This is a genomic window from Psychrobacter sp., from assembly GCF_041554015.1.
Classification (GTDB): Bacteria; Pseudomonadota; Gammaproteobacteria; order Pseudomonadales; family Moraxellaceae; genus Psychrobacter.
In genome coordinates, this window is record NZ_JBFFMS010000008.1 from 1 (window position 1) to 20,827 (window position 20,827).

Genomic DNA, 20,827 nt, shown 5'->3' on the forward strand with positions numbered 1-20,827 from the left:
TATCGTTGTCGCGACTCTAAAACGCTTGGCTGATGAAGGCGAAGTAGAAATGCGTCTGGTTAAGGACGCCATCTCAAGCTTGAATATTGATATCGATCATCCGCCTGCATGGCAACAACAGCCTTATTATGACCATTCTCCAGACGCTCCAGCCCCTGGTAAGGTCAATCCGACTCCTGTACCTGAGTTTATTGCTGAAGACGATGAAGAGATAAGTAGTGAAGGTCGCGCCGAAGATCAAGCCGATGCAACTTTACTGAATGATGATGACGTCGAAGAAAAATAACCATAAGACAAGGAAATGAAACATGGACATTAAAGCCCCCGATTTGGGTGTCGATAGCGCCGAAGTCAGTGAGATTATGGTTGCAGTTGGCGATGTCATTGCAAAAGACGACAATATAGTTTTACTAGAGTCTGACAAGGCTTCAGTGGAAGTACCAAGCTCTGCTGCTGGCAAAGTTACTAAAATCAGTGTTGCGATTGGTGATCAAGTCAGTGAAGGTATGGTACTGATCGAGCTTGAAAGCGAGACTGATAGTCAAGACGACAGTCAAAGTACAGAAGCCCCTGCTGCTGATGCGCAAGATAAGTCTTTTGATGCCCAGCAAGAAGAGCCGCTAAAAGATGTGCAGGATGATAAGGCAACAGCTGAGTCAAATACTGCTCAACCTGCTGCACAAGCAGCCACAGCGACCACGCATGCGCTACCAGATTTAGGCGTTGATGAAGCACAAGTATCTGAGATTATGGTCAGTGTCGGCGATATGGTCACTACCGATCAGTCTATCTTGCTGATTGAGTCAGATAAAGCGTCGGTTGAAGTACCAGCGCCGCAATCTGGTAAGGTTGAGAAAATACTGGTACAAACGGGCGATATGGTTGCCAATGGTCAAGACTTTATTGTCATCATTGCTCAAAGCTCAGACAATGCCAATACTGCAAGTGAAGCCAAAGTAGAAGAGACGAAATCGCAAGAGCAAGAGGCAAAACCTGCTGCTACCGATAAAAAAGCTGAGTCAAGTCAGAAAGTGGACAAGCAAGCTTCTAAACCTGCAACCAGTGCAACGACAAACGAAGATAATAAGCTTACCGAAGCCCAAGTCAATGAAAAGATGGTTGATGTTTATGCTGGTCCTGCGGTACGTAAACTTGCCCGCCAGTTGGGTGTGGATATCAGTGAAGTAAAAGGTTCAGCATTAAATGCGCGTATCTTAAAAGAAGACTTGTTTGCCCACGTGAAGCAAAGCTTGACGACTAAACAAGCTGCGCCAGCTACTGGAGCTGGCACTTCTAGAGCTAGCTTGCCAAGCTTGCCTGATATGAGTAACGTTGATATCTGGGGCGAAACAGAGACCCAAGATTTGAGTCGCCTGCAAAAGGTGTCGATACCGCAGCTAAACTACAATACTTATTTGCCACAAGTAACACAGTTTGATTTGTCTGATATCACTGAAACAGAAAATCTGCGTAATGAGCTGAAAGGTGGCATGAAAGCTGAAGGTATTGGGCTGACTATTTTAGCCTTTATCGTCAAAGCAACGGCTTATGCATTGACCCAGCATCCACGCTTTAACAGTCACTTAAGCGATGACAATACCCAAATTATCCTACGTAAAAGCGTCAATATGGGTATCGCGGTAGCCACAGATGATGGTCTAATCGTACCAGTGATTAAAAATGCGCACGAAAAGGGTATCAAGCAAATTGCCATTGAAATCGGCGAGCTGGCGATCAAAGCCCGTGATAAAAAACTGAGCACCAAGGATTTGCAAGGCGCAAGCTTTACCATCTCAAGTCAAGGTATTTTGGGTGGCACCGCGTTTACGCCACTGGTTAACTGGCCACAAGTTGGTATTTTGGGTGCATCAGAAGCGACTATGCAACCAAAGTGGAATGCTGCCAAGCAAACCTTTGAGCCGCGCCTCATGTTGCCATTGTCATTATCCTATGATCACCGTGTGATTAATGGCGCTGATGCGGCAGTATTTACCCGTTATGTCGCAACATTGCTTGCAGATCCGCGTCGTATGTTGCTATAGGCTCAATCACTATTTAACCGTTAAATGAATAATAAAAAGACTGTCTGCGGATGGTCTTTTTTATATTTTTTATTTCAGCAATTAATAGATAATAGATATAAAAAAGCCAGCAACTAAGCTGGCTTTTCTGTTTTTAATAGTTAGCTTAGCATGTTGCTAAATTAAAACTGTTTAACAAAGGCAATGCCGTATACCCAAGGGCTGATGTCGATTTCGCCGATAGCATCACCATTTAAAGTCGCGTCAGTTTTGATGTCCATATAACGCGCATCAATACGGAAAGACTCAGTAGCTGCAAATGGGATATCAAGACCGATATGACCAGCAACACCAACGCTGTCATCAAGCTTTAACTCATTACCGACAGCATTTGCTTTTTCTTTAAAAAACATTGTGTAGTTTACACCAACGCCCACAAACGGTTTGACATTCATAGGCAAGTTATAATCATCGAAGTGATATTGTAATGACAGCGTCGGTGGTAAATGCTGAGTTCTGCCTGTGATTTCATTATCAGACGCATCCGTTAAGGTAAAGTCATGATGAAAAGGGATGGCAGCTAGTAGCTCAACACCAATGTTATTGGCGATAAAGTATTCACCACTGATCGTTGGACGGACATCGCCATCAACATCTACAGCGTAGTTTGTGCTATTTATAGTGACATCACCATTATCATTTTTAGGATCGACATAATGTGCGCCCGCGGCAACGGTCCAAGTACCCGCAGGTACAGCAAAAGCTGTTGTCATAGTAAGGGCAGTCGCAGCGGCTAAAACTAGGGATGATAGTTTCATTGTTTAATTCCTCAACATTTAAGTGATGATCGTTACTCTATGAGGGATGGCATAAAGTAGCGACATAGAGTGTTAGACTTGAGACTAACTTGTAACATCTCCAATCTATTATAATACAAAAGCCATACTATTAGTAAGGTTTTAAGTGAAATGTTAAGGGATTGCAGCGTAAAGTTACAATGAGAAAGATATAGATACCTTAAGGCTGATGGTATAAGCTATTTTGATCGTCGGTTTTTGCTATTATTGATGCGCCATTATTTTATAAAGGGATCGGTTATCTATCATGCTTGGTTACTGTAGTAATTCTCCACTGCGCTGTGAAAACGCGCGCTCATTGATAGTATTAGATCAGATAGATGCTTGTTGCCCAAGCTGTGGCTTGTCCTTGTTGCCTGCCCAAAAACGGAGTCATAAGCTGCGTGCTGAAGAGCGGTTATTACGCATGGCTTTTTTCGCAGTGGCGATAATCTTGATAGTGGTTACCCACATTTACTATACAAAGTTAGTATAATCAGACTCTCATAACGGCTTTTTTGTTCATCTAAGCTCGGTGTTACACCGCATAGGGACGGCATGCTATTCCAATCTATACGGCGCTTGCGTCTTTTTGTCTACAATGTTTTGCAAAACGATGAGCATGACACGCTCTTTAGTCGCTATGTTGATTATTTTCTTATTTTACTGATTATGGCAAACGTCACGGCAGTGATTGCAGAATCTGTCGATAATTGGTATTACCCTTATCAAGCATACTTTACGTGGTTTGAGAATTTTTCTATTGTGGTATTTTCTATTGAATACCTGCTTCGCCTATGGAGCGTCGCTGAAGCTAAGCCAAGCAATACCACATGGCGACAGCGCTGGGAGTGGCTAAAAAGCCCCTCTGCATTGATTGATTTAATTGCCATTGTTCCTGCGTTTTTGAACTTCTTTGTCAGTATAGACTTGCGTTTCTTACGTATTTTGCGTCTGTTTCGTATTCTTAAGCTCACCCGTTATTTTGCTTCATTGCGTATTTTACTGGTGGTGATTAGTAAAGAAAAAGGCTCATTTCAAGCGGTTATTTTTATCTTAATAATCATGATTGTGACCGCCTCTAGTGGTATTTATTTGGTAGAAAACCATGCACAGCCAGAAGAGTTTGAATCGATACCAAAAGCCATGTGGTGGGCGGTAGTCACCCTAACGACAGTGGGCTATGGTGATGTGACACCGATTACCAATGCTGGCAAAATACTAGGGGCCATCATTACTATCTTGGGCGTTGGTTTGGCAGCATTGCCTGCTGGTATTTTGGCAACGGGCTTGGCAAACGAGCTCAGTCAGCGCCGTGAAGAGCTTGAACAAGACTTTCGAGGGCAGCTGATAGATAGTGATTTTGACTTGGTGCAAAATCAGATGATGATTGATAAAATCCGCCGCGAGCTTGGCTTAGACAAAGAGCAAGCACAGGATATTGTGTTACAAGTACTGCGCGAACAAGAGCTTGAGCGCCGTGAAAGAGAGGTGCAGCAAAAGAATTTTTGTCCGCACTGCGGTGAGCGCTTGTAATAAAAGGCTACTATCTATAGTCGATTCTCAATAAAATCGTTACGTTATATTGCAACGCAGAACTGGTATAAATGTTTCTGGCGTGCTGCGCCTACACCGACAGAGGCGGCGTAATATTCATCCCAGTCCCGCTGTATTGTTTTAAGCCTGAATTCACTATACCAAATAAAAATGGTCAATTGCTTTATAAAGCAATTGACCATTTTTAATTAGGCGCGGCATTAATTTTTAATTATAGAGCTTTAACTATAAAGCGCTTGCGGAATGGGCAGGGCGCGGGCTAATTCATGCGCCACTTGCTGCGCCGCCATGCTCAAGTCTTTGGCAGGAAGGGGCAGATTCTGTAGGGTTAAATGCCAGTCATCTACTTCTCGGCGCAAATGTGCGACCCACAGTGTCACGCAGTCACGCGGTAATTGTTTTAGGTTGACCTCAAAAGAGCGATTGCCTTCATCATCGCTAAGATGAATCTCACCCTTCTCAATTCTGGTAAAGGGCTGTCCGTAATAGGAGTTGGCAATCAAAGCAATATGGGTGATATGAGTAGGTATTTCATCCAGATATAGCCTGATTTGTTCTTGATCAAGCGGTGCAAGATACATTGCTTGCTCGCCGCGGTCTTTACCATTGAGACTGTCGCCTTGATGGCATACCGATTCGGCTTTGTCGCGCAGCTGCTTAAACCAGACCATATCGTTGATGGTACAGTTGTCATCATATAACACACAAGCCAAATCAAGATCCATGGAATTTGCGTTTTTATTAAAGCGCTTTTTTAACTTTTTAAATAAGCCTGTGCGCTCAACCTTGGTAAATTCATAATTGAGACCAAAAAATAAAGTACCTGCGTCTAAACCCAACCCTCTTAAGCTATCTGAAAGTAGGGGCGATGGGGTGGTGATCGACATAGTAATCCTTTTGATGCTAGGGGTTTGTAAATGGTCAGGTAGCTATAGAGATGTTTGTAAAGGCGGTGTGGAAGATTAATAATCACCCAAAGTTTTATCTAACACCGCTTGATAAAGTAGGTCTGGCTTAGCATCCAGTAGACCATTACCAAAACCTCGCAACCACCAAACCAGCTGTGAGGTGAGATTTACCGTTGCTTGTATGGTCAAAGTCTCATTACTATTGATAATAACCACTTGATCGTCACTAAGCTTACTCTCCGTTAAGCTTTTGCCGGCTTGTTTGGTAAATTGTAGCTCAATCGCGGTATATTTGCCATGATTGGGCAGCTGGCTAAATAACGGGTGGCTAAAGCCCATGCCCCCCGCATCTAGATAGTTATCGAGTTGGAAATTATCAGGGGTTTTTGCTGCGCTATCTAATATCTCTACACTGGCAAATCGATGTAAGGCAAAGGTGCGGATGATGGTTTCGCTATCATCAGTGCGGGTTGCGAGCAGATAAATAATCACGCCGCGCTGGATGATGGCGATAGGATTTAGAGTATATTCGCTGGCTTGGGATTTGTTGCTACGGGTATAACAGGCTTTGATTTGTAATTGATAAAATAAAGCATGATAGATATTGTCTTTACTGTCCAAATCGATATGCGGCGCGATCAAAGGCTGAGTTGCAGGCTCAATACGAACTCTATCAATCCATGAGTGAGTCACTTTGCTGTTTTTAAGTTGGCGACGTGCCAAATCAAACCAAGGAAATAATTCATCCAAAATCACTGGCGGCAGCAGTTGACTTAAATTGGCTTCCACCATATTAAAGGCAACCGCTTGTGATAAATTCATATGCGGTAAGCTTTGTAATGGTGCATCATCTTTCCAGCGCCAGCCTTGTGGATTGGCATTATTTTTTTCGATAGGAAAACGTTTGGCAAGGGCGTTTAGATCGCGCTGTACCGTGCGCAGACTGATATCAAAACCTGACAATATCAGCTGCTCATAGACATGGGTGGTACCGACCCAGCGATTACGCTGTAATTGCGACAACACCTGCCACTGCCGCGCCGTCGTTGCAGCGCCATGACGGCTATCGGCTGCATCATCAGAGGCTTTGCTGTCTGAGGCTGCAACAGCGTTTGCTTGCTCATTAGCGGGCTGCTGATTACCGAGATCATTGATACGAGCAATGTCGGTATGAGCAATGTCAGTATGAGATACAGTCATGAAAAGATAACCTTTGTAATGTCACGATTATAAAGTCAGCGGATTATTCATATTAGTATGAGCATCAGCTGGTGATTATGATAGAGCATTGCAGAAAGCACCCTAATATCTAGTATGCTTCATCTATAGCAATTTCTTCTACGATAATGTCATTGTCCTCTTTACTTAGCGGTTCTTTGATAGTCTTTTCTTTCTTAGCGGCTTTCTTTTTATCTTCATCCTTTTGGCGCTTGGCTTTACGCTTTTTTTTGGCTTTCTTTTTTGATTGTTTATCATCAATGTCGTCATCTGTGTTTTGGTTTTCATCCCAGAGCATTAAACGACTTAATACTTTACCAAACAGCGTTTCTTTACGGTAGCGACCTTTTTTATTCATGGTATCGATAGGTAAGCCCGTCATCAAGGTAAGGGCTTCATTCAAAGTATTGACGCCATAGATATGAAAGCTGCCAGCTTTGACAGCGGCAATGATATCGTCACGCAGCATAAGCTGCTTTACATTTGCCATAGGAATGACCACGCCTTGCTGTCCGGTCAATGCTTGCTCGCGGCAGGCATCAAAGAAACCTGCTATCTTGGCGTTGATGCCACCGACAGCTTGCACTTCACCGAGCTGATTCATAGAGCCTGTAATCGCAAGGGATTGGTTGATAGGGACGTCTGCTAGGGCAGATAATAGCGCACAGCCTTCACTGACGGTTGCGCTATCACCATCGATATGCGCATAGCTTTGCTCAAAAGCCAAAGACGCACTAAAATTTAGCGCATGGTGCTGACTAAACAATGCCCGTAAGTAGCTGGTCATAATCAGCATGCCTTTGGCGTGCAAGCTACCGCCCAAATCAACATCACGTTCGATATCTAGGATTTCACCCGTACCGATATTTGGTTGAATGACCGCGGTAAGGCGGGCGGGCATACCAAACTCACTATCGGCATAGCTCACTACGGTTAACGCATTGACTTGCCCAACTGCTTCTCCTTGGGTCTGGATAAGCTGTTGCCCATTTTTGAGCTCATCCCAATACAGGTCGCGCAAGTATCCTGAGCGCTCATCCATATCCTCAATAGCTTGTAGCACATGCTTGGCACTGACGATATCTTGTCCGCCCAAACGCGCATGACGGTTGGACTCATGCAAAAGTTTGATCAGTAAATCACTGTGCAGGCTCAGACGGTCTTGGTCCTCTGCTTGCAAGCTTAAGTGCTCAAGCAGGGCAGCTTGCGCTCTTCTATCAAACGGATAAAGATTGGCATAATCGATAATATCTGCCATTTTGCCAACCAGCGCTAGCTCATGCTCATGAGTACGAACCACGTCATCATGGAAATCAGCACGCACTTTAAATACCGCATCAAACTCCGGCTCAAGCTCCAATAATTCGTAATATAAATCAGCTTCACCCAACAAAATAACTTTTATATCAAGATCGATGGGCGCAGGCGACAAGGATAAGCTGCCTGTTAAGGTCAGCATTTGCTCAAGACTGGACAGTTTGATTTTGCGAGACTGCAGAGCCCGCTTAAGACCTTGCCACGCATAAGGATGCTCAAGTAGGTGACTGGCCTCGAGTAATAAGTAACCACCATTAGCACGGTGTAAGGCGCCGGCACGAATCATGCTGACATCGGTCGTCACCGTACCTAATTGAGTGATCTGCTCTACATGACCTAAAAGGTTTAAGTGAGTCGGCAGATCTTCAAAGATAACGGGCGCACCACTATCAGGCTCATGGCTGCTAATCACATTGACCGCATAACGACTAGGGGTTGTGGCAAGGAGTGCCGTCACAAACTCTTCATCATCTCCATTAACGATACGCTCAACATGAGTCACCATATCAGCAAATACCGTCTTTAGGTATTCAACGACCGGTGGTTGAGCACTGAACTGCTCATAAATAGGGGCAAAGAGTGGTTGTAGGGCTCGCTTAGCGATATTGCGATGTAGCGACTCGATAGCATCATTGGCCGCATCTTCTAACTGCTCCAAAGCAATCGTCAGCTGACTGAGCCGTTTTTGCATGTGGTTTTTTTGCGCAAAATTATTCAGCTCAGTTTCATATTCGCTACCGTAAGCGCTATTGTCAGCTTTAGTATCCATAGTCTCAAGAGTAATATCCGCTGTCTTATCGCGATTCGATACGCTTTTATCTTTATCAGCCGGTTCCCCGCTGTCTGTTGACAGCTGGCTTGGATGAACAAAAACAGCTTTATTATCAAATGGGCGGAATGTTAAGGCTAAATCGTATTGTTTGCCCTCAGCATTGAGCACATCATAGGCATGACTTTCTTTTTGATGGGTGTCATTTTTGATGGCTTCTATCTTGCTTTGATACTGATCGCTGCGAAAGCGCTGGCTCAGTCGTTTCTTAGCTTGTTGCCATAGCGTGTTGACTTGATGTTGTAAGACAGTGGCCTGACCAGCAGGTAAACGCAGGGCTAATGGTGTACGAGGATCAGTAAAATTGTGTACATATACCCAATCATCCGGCGTTGGAGCATCGGCTGCGATAAGACTGAGCAAGCGACTGATCACCGTCCGTTTACCCAAGCCATTTTCGCCCGCCGCAAACACATGATAGCCACTGGCATGGATATCGAGTGCCGTATGCAATGCTTTAAGTGCCCGCTGTTGTCCAAAACCAATATCTAAATCTGGTGCGCTGCGGGTATCGGCTGGCAGCAGACTGGGTTTACTATAGCGCTTAAGCTGATTTGCCGCGACAAGGCAGCGCTGACTGACGTCGGTAAATATAGGGTGAGCTGTCATACTGGTGGCTGCCGAATCAGAAGTGTTGACTTTTTCTGCCGGCGTGCGAGCCATTCTTTTGCGTTTTACGTTTTTATTGAACCGCTTCCTATCTAAGGAAGCTTTATTCAACAGTTCTTTATCGGGTGCTTGGTCTTGAGCGGGCTGCTTGTCACTTGAGTCACTCATAGGCATCATAGCCTCTGCGGTATTATCGTTAACGTCTTTTTGGTCTTTATTCAGGGGGATGTTTGGCTGTTCTGTCATAGGGATAAGGTCAGTCGCTTAAAAGTATTAGATGGTGATTAATTTTGGTTTTTTGATCTGGTAATGGATATATTGGCGTTTATATAAATAGATCATCTTACAAGATATTGCTATCTTTTAAAGCAGTCATTAAACGCAATTTTGTATCATGGGCGAATATATCTTAGCGAATAAAAGTTTACTAATGGTACTTATAAAACGATAATAACAGAACAGTAAAAGAAGAATAACGGCTCAACATAGGCGCAGATAGTATAAGATGGCGCACATTGGCGCAATCTGCAACTATTCAATAGACAGCCTGCATGATAAAATAGTCGGTTCACATGTCAAAAATGGATAAACCCCTGTATGTCAGACTCTACTCAATCTTCTTTATCCTCTGCTAACACGGGCAATATCTATGTTGATCCGACAGGCTTTGTAAAGCTTGGCGCGCAATTACCGACATTGGCGAATATCTTAGCACAAGCAATAGACGAGTTAGGGCTAACCTTGAGTGCCCAGCAGCAGCGCACGCTATTATTATATTTAGACCAGCTTTTATTATGGAATAAAGCGTATAATCTGACCGCGATCACTGATCCAAAAGACGCGCTCATCAAACATGTCATCGATTGTTTGGCTATTATAACCCATTTACCGTCAGGCTCGCTGCTTGATATTGGTACAGGTGCTGGTTTGCCGGCAGTAATTATTGCTATTTGTCAGCCCGAGCGCTCATGTACAGCGCTTGATAGCAATCAGAAAAAAATCCGCTTTATTAAGCAAGTCAGCAGTGAGCTTGGTTTGAGTAATATGCAGCCTATCGCATCGCGCATTGAGGCGCATGAGGCAAGCTATGATGTGGTTACCTCTAGAGCGTTTGCCAGCTTAATAGATTTTGTTGCCGTTGCCGAGCCGCGATTGGCAGCTCATGGCTATCTATGTGCGATGAAAGGCAAAGCGCCAAGTGATGAAGAGCTGCATGCCTTGAGCCGCGATTGGCAATTTAAGACCATCAAATTAGAGGTGCCACGTTTACACGATAGTCGTCATTTAATTGAATTGTCTTATAAAAATGTCTAAGCTATGAGCACAGCACTGATCATAAAACTGTCTTGATTATGGTCAGTGCTGTGCTCGTGTTTATGTTTTTAGCGCAAGAGCGTATTAATAAAATTGGTAACAGATCTTAAATAAATTGAGTGAGTGTATGGAAATCATAGCGATTGCGAATCAAAAAGGCGGTGTGGGTAAGACCACAACGGCGGTAAATTTGACCGCCAGTTTGGCTGCCAAACGCAAGCACGTACTGCTCATTGACTTAGACCCACAAGGCAATGCGACCAGCGGTACGGGTGTCGATAAGAATGAGCTAGCATTGACGATAGCCGATGTGCTGTTGGATGGTGTGTCTTTATCTGACGCTATTGTTCGTAGCCCTGCTGGTTTCGATGTCATCGGTGCCAATCGTGACTTGGCCGGTATGGACATCACCTTGATGAGTAAAAACAATAGCCATGAGTTATTTAGAACGGCAATGGCAGATTTGATTGAGGCTCAAGCAGCAGCGCAGAAACCTGCCTATGACTATGTGATTATAGACTGCGCGCCAAGCTTAAACTTATTGACGATTAATGCATTGGTGGCAACAGATAACGTTATTATTCCGATGCAGTGCGAGTATTATGCGTTAGAAGGCTTAGCGGACTTATCGCAAACGATAGAGCGTTTAACAGAGTTAAACCCTAAATTATATATTCGCGGCGTGGTCAGAACCTTGTTTGATGCGCGCAATACACTCGCTCGTGATGTGTCAGCGGAGCTAGAAGCGCACTTTGGTGAAGTTATGTACAACACAATTATTCCAAGAAATATCCGTTTGGCAGAAGCGCCTGCGCATGGGTTACCGGTCATTGCCTATGAGAGATGGTCAAAGGGCGCACGTGCTTATCAGAAATTGGCCGCGGAAGTCATGAAACAAAGTCGATAGTTGTCTTAAGATAAGACAAAATAACTGATGATAAAAAAGCAATGAATCATAAGGTTAGTCGGCTAAATAATAAAACATTGAACATCGTATTCATCACTGAATTTAAAAACATTTGGCTTTTATTTGAGCGTTATAGGATAGGTAATCATGGCGAAGAAAAGAGGGTTGGCTGCCAATCGAGGTTTAGATGCCTTACTAGGGTCAATCAAAAAAGAAAAGCAAATTACCGCCTCTGCCTTGCAAGACGATATGGCTGTGCGCGATCAGTCTGTAGCTGATCCCATAGAGACAAAAGCGACGGGCAACACGGGTGCTAATGCCACATCCACTGCCGCTTCTGAGCCAAAAGATGCCAGTCAGCGTAAAGCTCGACCAGCACGTACCATAAATAAAAATACTGCCAACGGCAACCGCGTGAGCGAGACTAACGGCTCTGAAGACCAAATCAGTTTGGTACAAATCGATGTTGCTCGTTTGCAAGCGGGTAAATACCAGCCGCGCCGTGATATGAGTGAGACGGCATTAGCAGAGTTGGCATCTTCTATCGAACAGCATGGTATTATGCAGCCGATTGTCATTCGTCCTTTACTCGCCACAGAAGATAAAAGCGAAGCCTTTGTTACTCACGAGATTATCGCCGGTGAGCGCCGCTGGCGTGCGGCAAAAATGGCAGGCAAATCTGTTATTCCAGCGATTGAGCGTGCGTTGTCAGATGAGCTTGCGATTGCTCTGGCATTGATTGAGAACATCCAGCGTGAAGATCTATCGGTGATTGAGCAAGCCGCCGCGTTACAGCGTTTTCATACTGAATTTGGTATGAGCCACGCTATGATTGCTGAGGTCGTCGGTAAAGCCCGTACGACCGTATCAAACCTTCTACGCTTAAATCAATTGCATGATACCGTCAAAGACCATTTAGCGACCAGTGCTTTGGATATGGGTCATGCGCGCACACTTTTGGCCTTATCGTCTGAGCAGCAGCCTATCATTGCTCAAAAGATTATCGATGGCGCTATGACCGTACGGGAAGCGGAAAAGCTCGTTAAATCAATCTTGCATCCAGCGCCAAAAGCGAGTCGCAGCGAACAAGTGCAGTCTCGTGATGTTGAACGTTTGACGCAAAGATTGACAGATATGCTCGGTGCTGAAGTGAAGCTAAAACATAAAAAAGACGGGCAGGGTAGCGTTGAGATATTCTTCCACAGTCAAGATCAATTAGCCGCTTTAATTAAGTATATGGAAGCACAGGCTTAAAAATAGAATACGTTTTTATGCTTGTCCAAACCATGTTGATGACAGCTATCCTTAGCAAATATAAAAGAGAGTGGATATGTGGGAGTTGGTAAAAGCGGGTGGTTGGCTGATGACACCTATTATATTGTGCTCTATTTTAGCATTGGTGATTATTATTGAGCGCAGCCATACGTTACAGTTTAATAAAGTTGCGCCAAATAGATTGCGTGAGCAGCTGATCACTCGTCTTCGTGAAAATGGTGATATTGGTCGCACGCAGCTCATGAACGTCAAAGAAAAGACGGCGCTAGGTGACATCTTGGCGACGGGCTTGCTTTATCGTCAGTACGGCTTAGAGTCGATGACGATGCATATGCAAAACCGTGCCAGCGTACAAGTGCATGAGCTGGAAAAAAACATTAATATGCTCGGTACTATTGGGGCGATTGCCCCTTTACTTGGTCTGCTGGGTACGGTATTAGGTATTATCTCATCATTTCTCGCCATTACCGATGGTGCCATGCAAGACCCAACCATGCTTGCTGCCGGGGTATCGCAAGCACTGATTACCACTGCGGCTGGTATGATCGTTGCGATTCCAGCGCTGGTCGCTTACCGCTATTTTCAGCGCCGTATCATCGACATCAATGCGCAGTTTGAAACCCAAGCGGGATTGATGATTCAAGAGTTGTATGATTATCAGTTGTTAGAGAACACTCAGACATCTAAGCAAGTTACTTATGCTGCAGTAGATGCTAGCATAAGAGATCAGCCTTTAAATGAAGGATTTGATCTAGATAAAACGGCGACGGCGACTTTATAGCGATTTTTCGAGCATCTTTGGGCTAAAAGTCTTGGCATTGTGGACATTATGCATCGAGTATATTAGTGGTAAGTATCGACTATCAAGTCTATTGAAGAGAGTAATATGCGCTTTAGAAAACCGACCGTTGAGCCACTCGAAATCAATCTGACTCCGATGATTGATTGTTTATTATTTTTAATTGTATTTTTGCTTTTGGCAACCTCGTTCAATCACTTTAGCCGCTTGAATATTATTTTACCTGAAGCAGAAGGTGTGGCGCTGACTGAAGAGAAAAACAGTATCGAGGTAGCTGTACAAGAAGATGGCAGCTATTTGGTCAATGGTATTACCCTCGCTAGTAGCAATGAAGCTGAGCTCACCAGTATGTTACAGCAAGAGGCAGGTAGTAATCGTGATATGCTCTTTGTGATCGCTGCTGATGCCAATGCCACTCATCAATCAGTGGTAAGGGTGATGGATATCGCTGGCAAGTTGGGTTTTTTAAATATAAACATCAGTACCGTTGTACCACTGGGTCAAGCGTTACCACAATAAACCTGAATAAGCTTATAAAATGCTTTAAGCGTTATCACCCTTTTTTATGGCGACATAGTTCATACATCATTATATGTTAGGGCTTTATCAGTGCCATTTACTCTTATTTTATACCTACATTGAGGCTTTTATGAGCCAAGCTTATGAATCTGACTCTACAAAAACTTCTGCTAAAACGCTAATAGCACCACCAGCGGTGACATTGCATCCGCCTAAAAGCAAAACTCTCATGCGTTTATTGGCGTATTTAAAACCATACTGGTGGGCAATATTGCTTACCATTATTGGTTTTGCCATTAATGCTGCTACCGAGATTTGGATTGCCAAACTCTTACAATATATCACTGATGCTATCAATCAGAACGATCAAAGTAAGCAGGATTTGTTCCCTTTTATCATTGTATTGCTATTTTTCGTGCGCGGTGTGGGCAGCTTTTTGGGTAATTACTATACGGCATTGGTGTCACGAAACTTGGTCTATAAGTTACGCGTAGAGGTGTTTAATAAGCTGCTACGTTTGCCAAGCTCGTTCTATTTGGCAAATCCAGCAGGGACGATTTCATCCAAGCTTATCTTTGATGTTGAGCAGGTCACTGCTGCCAGCACTGATTCGATGAAAACGTTATTACGTGACGGTTTGACCGTGATTGCCTTGATGGGATTTTTGCTTTATAGCAATTGGCGTTTGACGTTGATTTTATTCGTGGTACTGCCGCCTATCTTGTGGCTTATCCGTGTGGCATCAAAGCGTTATCTGAAGCTTTCAAAAGGTATTCAAGAAACGATGGGGGATGTCAGTCATATTACCAATGAAGTCATCAATGGTTATCAGGTGGTCAAAAATTATGGCGGACAAGCATACGAGTCCAAGCGCTTTGATGTGACGTCTAAGAAGAACCTACGCCAAGGCATGAAGGTCGTTGTGACCAATAGTATCAATACCCCGGCGGTACAGTTATTGATGGCGATGGCAATGGCGGTGGTGGTTTGGCTGGCATTGCGTCCTGCGGTGATAGATGATATCTCAGCAGGTGAGTTTATCTCTTATATCGCAGCAGCAGGTCTTTTGAGTAAGCCAGTACGCTCACTAACAGATGTCAATCAACAGCTGCAAAGAGGGCTTGCAGCTGGTGAGTCGATATTTGCCTTACTGGATGAGCCGGAAGAAGTGGATACTGGTGTACTGAGCCCTAGCTTGGCAGGTGAGATTAAACTGCATAATGTCAGTTTGGTTTATCCAGACTCAACTGTGGCACTACATGACTTTAATTTGGATGTGCGTGCAGGCGAGACAGTGGCGTTCGTTGGGCGAAGCGGCGCAGGCAAGTCCTCTTTAGTTAATCTGCTGACCCGTACCTTATCGACGTCGTCAGGACAGATTACACTAGACGGCATGCCTATTGAAGACATTAAGCTTGAGAGCTTACGCGCCCAAATTGCTATGGTCAATCAGCAAGTGGTGTTGTTTAATACGACGGTCTTTAATAATATTGCTTATGGCAGTTTGGCTCATAAAACCCCAGCTGAAGTTGAGCAGGCAGCAAAAGATGCTTTTGCTCACGATTTTATTATGCAAATGCCAAATGGCTATCAAAGTGAAATCGGCGCTGAAGGTTTGCAGCTCTCTGGCGGTCAGCGTCAGCGCCTATCGATTGCCCGTGCCCTTTTAAAAGATGCACCAATCTTGATATTGGATGAGGCGACCAGTGCTTTGGATAACGAGTCAGAGTACTATATCCAAAAGGCCCTTGATAATATTATGAAAAATCGCACAACGCTGGTCATTGCACACCGATTGACCACGATTGAATCTGCTGATCGTATTGCTGTACTAGACGCAGGTCAGATAGTTGAGCTTGGTACCCATGCTGAGCTAATGCAGCTGCAAGGTCATTATGCGCAAATGTATGCGCGTGATTTTGAATAGTTATGAATATTGAAACCATAATAACAGGTGCATGGCAACGTAAAGCCGCTTGGCTTTGGCTACTGTTACCCGTAAGCTGGCTATATGCACTGCTGATGGTACTGCGCCGTCAAGCTTATAAAGCAGGTATTTTTGCCAGTTATCGGGCGCCTATTCCAGTCATGGTTATTGGTAATATCACGGTGGGGGGCAGTGGCAAGACCCCATTGATTATTGCCTTGGTTCATCATTTGCAGCAGCAAGGTATAAAAGTTGGCGTTATCAGTCGCGGTTATGGCGGTGATAGCAGTCAGATGCCAGCATTGGTTCATGCAGAGAGCTTGCCTAGTATCGTGGGTGATGAGCCATGCCTCATTGTCAATATGACAGGTGCTGCGATGGCAGTGTCTCCCAACCGTCAGCAAGCAATTGCTATTTTGCTAGACGCTCATCCAGATCTGCAGTTGATCATCGCTGATGATGGCCTGCAGCATTATGTGCTACAACGTGATGTCGAATGGGTAGTCGTAGATGCGGCGCGAGGGTTTGGGAATAAACAGTTGCTACCGACAGGGTTTTTGCGCGAACCCATATCACGCTTAAAGGATGCAAATGTCATTTATCATCAAAAGCCGGATACATGCTCAATAGACAATAAAGCTGACCCTAGTACGCCTCTAACTGGGCAGTTAACCATGCATTTACAACCGGATAACTTAGAGCTGTTGTGGTCATCTAATAATTACATAGATGACTTAGAGGTAGTAAGAGCGATAGCACCTAAGAAAGGCAGTCAGGTACATGCGGTCAGCGGCATTGGCTACCCTCAACGTTTTTTTGATACATTAAATGCTCTTGGTCTTGAGGTTATCTCGCATCCTTATCCTGACCATTATGACTTTAGTCTGGATGAGCTATTACAGTATGCTGACCATCCTATTATCGTGACCAGTAAAGATGCGGTGAAAATACGAGCTTTGATCACGCAGGCGACCATCCATCAAGCGCTGAGTAGCAAATATGATAAGCTGATCAGCAGATTATGGGTATTGCCAGTGACGGCAGTATTGTCAGATAGTTGTTATGAGCAGTTACAACAGCAATTGCAAACCTTAAACATCGTTGGCAGCAAAGAGTCTAAGAAAGTAAACTCATAGCATTTATCATATAAAGATTTAAAAGGTTTTATAGGAACAGATCATGTCATTAGCCGTTAGCCCCATCAAAACGCATATCGTCATTCCTGCGCGTCTAAAAAGTACACGCTTACCTAATAAGCCATTGTTGCCGATTCACGGTAAGCCTATGATACTGTGGGTGGCTGAAAAAGCACAATTGGCAGATTTTGCTGATGATATGTGTATTGCCACTGACGATGAATCGATTGCAAAAGTTTGCCTAGATGCAGGCTTTGATGTAGTGATGACAAGTAGCGAGCATGCTTCGGGCACGGATCGTTTGGCTGAAGTGGCTGCCATCAAAGGCTGGGCTGCCCAAGATATAGTGATTAATATGCAAGGCGATGAGCCACTAGTACCGCCATTGTTGTTAGAGCAAGTTAAAACATTATTGGTGCAAGACGCAAAGAGTGTGATGGCAACTTTATGTGAGCCGATTGATGATTTTGATACTTTTATGCGCCCATCCGTTGTCAAAGTGGTCAGTCAGACGTCAAGTGAGCAACAGCGGGCACTGTATTTTAGCCGCGCCCCGATTCCTTGTGATCGTGATGTGATATTAACTAGTGAAAATGATAAACAGCCGCCAAAAAATGCCTATCGTCATTTGGGCTTATATGCGTATCGCGTTAGTCTACTACAGCAGTTTGTTCACTGGCCACAGACGCCACTTGAGATATTAGAGAGCTTAGAGCAGTTACGAATACTAGAAAATGGAGGGAAAATTGCTATCGCAGAAGCGGCTTGCCCATTACCGGCAGGTGTCGATACACAAGAGGATTTAGATCGTCTAAATGCTATGAGTAGATCTGACTTTTAATATAAGCGCCTTAAAATAGCCTAAGCAAAAAATGCTATATGCTTCAAACTAATTCTTAATGAAAGAATTCAACGATTGCCATGAGTGAGCGGACAAATATGACTGATGATATTTATTTTGCGCCGCTACTGCCATGGCAACAGACGCTTTGGTCACAGCTGACGCAGCGTGTATTGGCACCGCAGCAATCATTACCACATGCACTGTTAGCGGCTGGTATGCAAGGGATGGGCAAGCGCGCTTTTGTATGGCGCTTGGTAGCATGGCTATTGTGCCGCGCGCGCGATGAGCATCCACTTGGTGCTTGTGGTCATTGTGAGAGCTGTCAATGGCTCAGATCAGGTACGCATCCAAGCTTGCAGACATTACCGCTAGTGAGCCTGCCAGTCAGTGCCGATAATGCTAATAATAATGAGGCTGCGAATAGCACGGCAAAAGATAAAAAACCTACGAAGACTGCTAGTAACGCCTCACTAAAAATAAAAATAGACGATATCCGTGCTCTACAGCCTTTTATTTATCAAGGCGGGCAGGGGATGCGTATTTGCGTACTCGATCATGCTGAAAAGATGACCATTGCCGCTGCCAATGCGCTACTTAAAACTTTGGAGGAGCCCCAAGCACAAGTCCATTTATTTCTGATTAGTGATGCCCCTGCGCAGCTATTGCCAACGATTAAGAGCCGTGTTCAGCAGCTGGCATTACAGACGATTGACCCTGCTATCGCAGTGACTTATGTGACTCAAGCCTTGGGCAGTACTATCCATCGTGAAGCGGTTGGTACGAGTGCTATTGAGCAGCTTATCCAGCTGGCAAATGGCGCGCCTTTAGCTGCTGTGACACTGGCTCAGGCGCCATGGTATAGCAAACGCGCACTATGGCTGACGACATGGCAGGCTTTGCGTAGTGGTAAGCGCAGTAGTGTGGCGGCAAGTGACTATTGGCAAACCCAGCTTGATATTGCCGAATTTATCCAGCTGTCTGAACTTATGATACTCGATATCCGCCGTGTTGGATTGGGCTTTGATGCGCAGCAAAAAGACATTCATTTTCCAATCAATTTAACGGAACATCAACCTACTGATGATGCTCTAGAGGCGTTTGTACATAGCTTACAGCAGACAAAAACTGCGCTGCAACAAAACGTGCAAGAAAAATTTGCCTATGATAAGCTGATGCAAGAGTTGGCTTACTTATAATCGCTAATAAAGCTTAAAAATACGTTTGTATGTCAGTGCATACTACTAAAATTATTGTCAGTATTTATGCTCTGACACCATGCAACATCACCCTGTGTCAAAATTACTATAAACCTCATGGATAAAGGAAGCTGACTATGGCAATGCCAGGACGTGGTGGGATTTTAACCTGTCATATTGAAAACATAGATATGCTATATGCAAGCTATCTGTCTTTTGTTACCAATGGGGCATTGTTTGTGCCGTCTGATCGAGTGCAAAAGCTGGGCGATGAAGTCTTTATCGCTGTCACTTTGCCCAATTCTAGCGAGCGTTTGCCCATGAACGGTAAGGTGGTTTGGATCAATTCCAAAGCCCAAAGTGGTCGACCAGTAGGTTTTGCGGTGCAAATGGGCACGGATGTCGCTGGGCTTAGGATTAAAAACGAGGTTGAGCGTCTATTAGCAGGTAAGATTGATAGCTTGCAAGCTACTTATACGATGTAGAGTTCATTTTTAGTATGAGATAAAAAAGTAGCCTGATATTCTTGTCAGGCTGCTTTGTTATGAGTGATATTTTAAAGATTAGAACAATACTAATAGCGCGGCGGCACATACATGTCATCAGGAATAGGCTCGCGATAATATTCATCATCACGCTTACGATCAGGTAGCTCTACCTCATCGCGTGGCACTTCTTTATAAGGGATTTGCTCAAGTAAATGGGCAATACAGTTGAGCCTAGCACGTTTTTTATTATTGCCCTCAACCACCCACCAAGGCGCTTCAGGAATATGCGTACGTTCAAACATGGTCTCTTTTGCTTTGGTATAATCTTCCCAGCGCCGCCGTGATTGCAAATCCATCGCCGACAGCTTCCACTGTTTAAGAGGGTCATGAATCCGGCTCATAAAGCGAGAATGCTGTTCATCATCAGTAATCGAAAACCAATATTTTACCAAGCGAATGCCTGAACGTACCAGCATCCGCTCAAACTCTGGCACCGATTGGAAAAATTCTTCATATTGCGCGTCTGTACAAAACCCCATGACCCGCTCAACGCCCACACGGTTATACCAACTACGATCAAATAAGACGATTTCACCAGCAGCAGGTAGATGCGCCACATAACGCTGAAAATACCATTGTGACTGCTCACGTTCGGTCGGTGCAGGTAGTGCTGCCACTCGGCAAACACGCGGGTTTAGTCGTTGGGTGATACGTTTAATCGCCCCACCTTTACCCGCAGAATCACGCCCTTCAAATATCACCACAATGCGCTCGCCGCAATCAACGACCCAATCTTGCAGTTTGATCAGCTCCCGTTGCAGACGCACCAGTTCCTGAAAGTAAGTACGCCGATCTAACCGTTCTTGCTCGCTCATTTCGCGACCATCAAAACGAAAGTCACGTACATAATCGTCTATCTCGTTCTCAAGCTCTTCATCATAGCTGTCAATTAAGTCTAAGTGCATCTTACGTTTTAGCTCATCATTTAAGAGATCTTTATCCATACGTTTGATATAAGTTGCTTGTTCAGATGAGGTTAATTTACTGCGTTCTTGCTCAGTTAAAGAGGTTGGGTTAATTATTGAGGGGTTTTTACCCATGATGCGCTCCTGATAGATATTTTTATT

Annotated in this window: 17 protein-coding genes and 1 pseudogene; 13 read left to right on the top strand and 5 right to left on the bottom strand. The window is 44.4% G+C overall.

The features are described 5' to 3' along the window. Both aceE and ABYU67_RS03890 read left to right on the top strand, forming a co-directional pair. Positions 1-286 (top strand): annotated as a pseudogene (gene aceE / locus ABYU67_RS03885) (pyruvate dehydrogenase (acetyl-transferring), homodimeric type); the annotation flags it as partial. A 22-nt stretch (positions 287-308) separates the two neighbouring features. Next, a complete protein-coding gene (locus ABYU67_RS03890) occupies positions 309-2,042 on the top strand; it encodes a 2-oxo acid dehydrogenase subunit E2 (protein WP_372843697.1) in 1,734 nt (577 codons plus the stop codon). Between the two features lie 161 nt (positions 2,043-2,203). Here ABYU67_RS03890 and ABYU67_RS03895 read toward each other — a convergent pair whose 3' ends face one another. Then, positions 2,204-2,839, bottom strand: a complete 636-nt coding sequence (locus ABYU67_RS03895; protein ID WP_372843698.1) for an OmpW family protein — start codon at positions 2,837-2,839, stop codon at positions 2,204-2,206. A 576-nt stretch (positions 2,840-3,415) separates the two neighbouring features. Here ABYU67_RS03895 and ABYU67_RS03900 point away from each other — a divergent pair. Beyond that, positions 3,416-4,393: an ion transporter gene (locus ABYU67_RS03900; protein WP_372843699.1), complete on the top strand. Its 978-nt coding sequence runs from the start codon at positions 3,416-3,418 to the stop codon at positions 4,391-4,393. A 242-nt stretch (positions 4,394-4,635) separates the two neighbouring features. Here ABYU67_RS03900 and ABYU67_RS03905 read toward each other — a convergent pair whose 3' ends face one another. The 3 genes from ABYU67_RS03905 to ABYU67_RS03915 all read right to left on the bottom strand — a co-directional run bounded on the left by ABYU67_RS03905 (position 4,636) and on the right by ABYU67_RS03915 (position 9,541). Further along, positions 4,636-5,301, bottom strand: a complete 666-nt coding sequence (locus tag ABYU67_RS03905; protein ID WP_372843700.1) for a TerD family protein — start codon at positions 5,299-5,301, stop codon at positions 4,636-4,638. A 75-nt stretch (positions 5,302-5,376) separates the two neighbouring features. After that, positions 5,377-6,522, bottom strand: a complete 1,146-nt coding sequence (locus ABYU67_RS03910) for a helix-turn-helix transcriptional regulator (protein WP_372843701.1) — start codon at positions 6,520-6,522, stop codon at positions 5,377-5,379. A gap of 109 nt (positions 6,523-6,631) precedes the next feature. After that, positions 6,632-9,541 carry an AAA family ATPase gene (locus ABYU67_RS03915; protein ID WP_372843702.1) on the bottom strand — a complete coding sequence of 970 codons (2,910 nt, stop codon included), beginning with the start codon at positions 9,539-9,541 and terminating at the stop codon, positions 6,632-6,634. A 351-nt stretch (positions 9,542-9,892) separates the two neighbouring features. Between ABYU67_RS03915 and rsmG the strand changes: the two genes are divergently transcribed. The 10 genes from rsmG to ABYU67_RS03965 all read left to right on the top strand — a co-directional run bounded on the left by rsmG (position 9,893) and on the right by ABYU67_RS03965 (position 19,697). Then, on the top strand, positions 9,893-10,609 hold the full coding sequence (gene rsmG / locus ABYU67_RS03920; RefSeq protein ID WP_372843703.1) for a 16S rRNA (guanine(527)-N(7))-methyltransferase RsmG: 717 nt from the start codon (positions 9,893-9,895) through the stop codon (positions 10,607-10,609). Between the two features lie 127 nt (positions 10,610-10,736). Further along, positions 10,737-11,516 carry a ParA family protein gene (locus ABYU67_RS03925; RefSeq protein WP_372843704.1) on the top strand — a complete coding sequence of 260 codons (780 nt, stop codon included), beginning with the start codon at positions 10,737-10,739 and terminating at the stop codon, positions 11,514-11,516. Positions 11,517-11,663: 147 nt separating this feature from the next. Then, positions 11,664-12,770 carry a ParB/RepB/Spo0J family partition protein gene (locus ABYU67_RS03930; protein ID WP_372843705.1) on the top strand — a complete coding sequence of 369 codons (1,107 nt, stop codon included), beginning with the start codon at positions 11,664-11,666 and terminating at the stop codon, positions 12,768-12,770. A 76-nt stretch (positions 12,771-12,846) separates the two neighbouring features. Beyond that, positions 12,847-13,572: a MotA/TolQ/ExbB proton channel family protein gene (locus tag ABYU67_RS03935; RefSeq protein WP_372843706.1), complete on the top strand. Its 726-nt coding sequence runs from the start codon at positions 12,847-12,849 to the stop codon at positions 13,570-13,572. A 105-nt stretch (positions 13,573-13,677) separates the two neighbouring features. Next, the gene (locus ABYU67_RS03940; RefSeq protein WP_263240125.1) at positions 13,678-14,109 is read left to right on the top strand and encodes a biopolymer transporter ExbD; all 432 of its coding nucleotides are present in this window, start codon (positions 13,678-13,680) and stop codon (positions 14,107-14,109) included. Positions 14,110-14,239: 130 nt separating this feature from the next. After that, positions 14,240-16,036 (top strand): lipid A export permease/ATP-binding protein MsbA, encoded by a 1,797-nt coding sequence (msbA, locus tag ABYU67_RS03945; RefSeq protein ID WP_372843707.1) that lies wholly within the window; start codon positions 14,240-14,242, stop codon positions 16,034-16,036. 2 nt (positions 16,037-16,038) lie between these two features. Next, on the top strand, positions 16,039-17,172 hold the full coding sequence (gene lpxK / locus ABYU67_RS03950) for a tetraacyldisaccharide 4'-kinase (protein ID WP_372843708.1): 1,134 nt from the start codon (positions 16,039-16,041) through the stop codon (positions 17,170-17,172). Positions 17,173-17,215: 43 nt separating this feature from the next. Beyond that, on the top strand, positions 17,216-18,013 hold the full coding sequence (gene kdsB / locus ABYU67_RS03955) for a 3-deoxy-manno-octulosonate cytidylyltransferase (RefSeq protein ID WP_372843709.1): 798 nt from the start codon (positions 17,216-17,218) through the stop codon (positions 18,011-18,013). A 98-nt stretch (positions 18,014-18,111) separates the two neighbouring features. Then, positions 18,112-19,212, top strand: coding sequence for a DNA polymerase III subunit delta' (locus ABYU67_RS03960; RefSeq protein WP_372843710.1), 1,101 nt, complete (start codon positions 18,112-18,114; stop codon positions 19,210-19,212). 137 nt (positions 19,213-19,349) lie between these two features. Beyond that, on the top strand, positions 19,350-19,697 hold the full coding sequence (locus ABYU67_RS03965; protein WP_372843711.1) for a PilZ domain-containing protein: 348 nt from the start codon (positions 19,350-19,352) through the stop codon (positions 19,695-19,697). A gap of 89 nt (positions 19,698-19,786) precedes the next feature. On the opposite strand, the gene ppk2 is transcribed toward ABYU67_RS03965, so the two are convergent. After that, positions 19,787-20,800, bottom strand: coding sequence for a polyphosphate kinase 2 (ppk2, locus tag ABYU67_RS03970; RefSeq protein WP_372843712.1), 1,014 nt, complete (start codon positions 20,798-20,800; stop codon positions 19,787-19,789). Positions 20,801-20,827: the final 27 nt, after the last annotated feature.

What these genes read in the sequence shown, in the direction of transcription:
- lpxK (WP_372843708.1), top strand. Translation starts at nt 16,039, where the DNA reads ATGAATATTGAAACCATAATAACAGGTGCATGGCAACGTAAAGCCGCT.
- ABYU67_RS03930 (WP_372843705.1), top strand. Translation starts at nt 11,664, where the DNA reads ATGGCGAAGAAAAGAGGGTTGGCTGCCAATCGAGGTTTAGATGCCTTA.
- ABYU67_RS03915 (WP_372843702.1), bottom strand. Translation starts at nt 9,541, where the DNA reads ATGACAGAACAGCCAAACATCCCCCTGAATAAAGACCAAAAAGACGTT.
- ABYU67_RS03905 (WP_372843700.1), bottom strand. Translation starts at nt 5,301, where the DNA reads ATGTCGATCACCACCCCATCGCCCCTACTTTCAGATAGCTTAAGAGGG.
- ABYU67_RS03960 (WP_372843710.1), top strand. Translation starts at nt 18,112, where the DNA reads ATGACTGATGATATTTATTTTGCGCCGCTACTGCCATGGCAACAGACG.
- ppk2 (WP_372843712.1), bottom strand. Translation starts at nt 20,800, where the DNA reads ATGGGTAAAAACCCCTCAATAATTAACCCAACCTCTTTAACTGAGCAA.
- msbA (WP_372843707.1), top strand. Translation starts at nt 14,240, where the DNA reads ATGAGCCAAGCTTATGAATCTGACTCTACAAAAACTTCTGCTAAAACG.
- ABYU67_RS03895 (WP_372843698.1), bottom strand. Translation starts at nt 2,839, where the DNA reads ATGAAACTATCATCCCTAGTTTTAGCCGCTGCGACTGCCCTTACTATG.
- ABYU67_RS03910 (WP_372843701.1), bottom strand. Translation starts at nt 6,522, where the DNA reads ATGACTGTATCTCATACTGACATTGCTCATACCGACATTGCTCGTATC.
- ABYU67_RS03890 (WP_372843697.1), top strand. Translation starts at nt 309, where the DNA reads ATGGACATTAAAGCCCCCGATTTGGGTGTCGATAGCGCCGAAGTCAGT.
- ABYU67_RS03940 (WP_263240125.1), top strand. Translation starts at nt 13,678, where the DNA reads ATGCGCTTTAGAAAACCGACCGTTGAGCCACTCGAAATCAATCTGACT.
- ABYU67_RS03925 (WP_372843704.1), top strand. Translation starts at nt 10,737, where the DNA reads ATGGAAATCATAGCGATTGCGAATCAAAAAGGCGGTGTGGGTAAGACC.
- kdsB (WP_372843709.1), top strand. Translation starts at nt 17,216, where the DNA reads ATGTCATTAGCCGTTAGCCCCATCAAAACGCATATCGTCATTCCTGCG.
- rsmG (WP_372843703.1), top strand. Translation starts at nt 9,893, where the DNA reads ATGTCAGACTCTACTCAATCTTCTTTATCCTCTGCTAACACGGGCAAT.
- ABYU67_RS03900 (WP_372843699.1), top strand. Translation starts at nt 3,416, where the DNA reads ATGCTATTCCAATCTATACGGCGCTTGCGTCTTTTTGTCTACAATGTT.
- ABYU67_RS03935 (WP_372843706.1), top strand. Translation starts at nt 12,847, where the DNA reads ATGTGGGAGTTGGTAAAAGCGGGTGGTTGGCTGATGACACCTATTATA.
- ABYU67_RS03965 (WP_372843711.1), top strand. Translation starts at nt 19,350, where the DNA reads ATGGCAATGCCAGGACGTGGTGGGATTTTAACCTGTCATATTGAAAAC.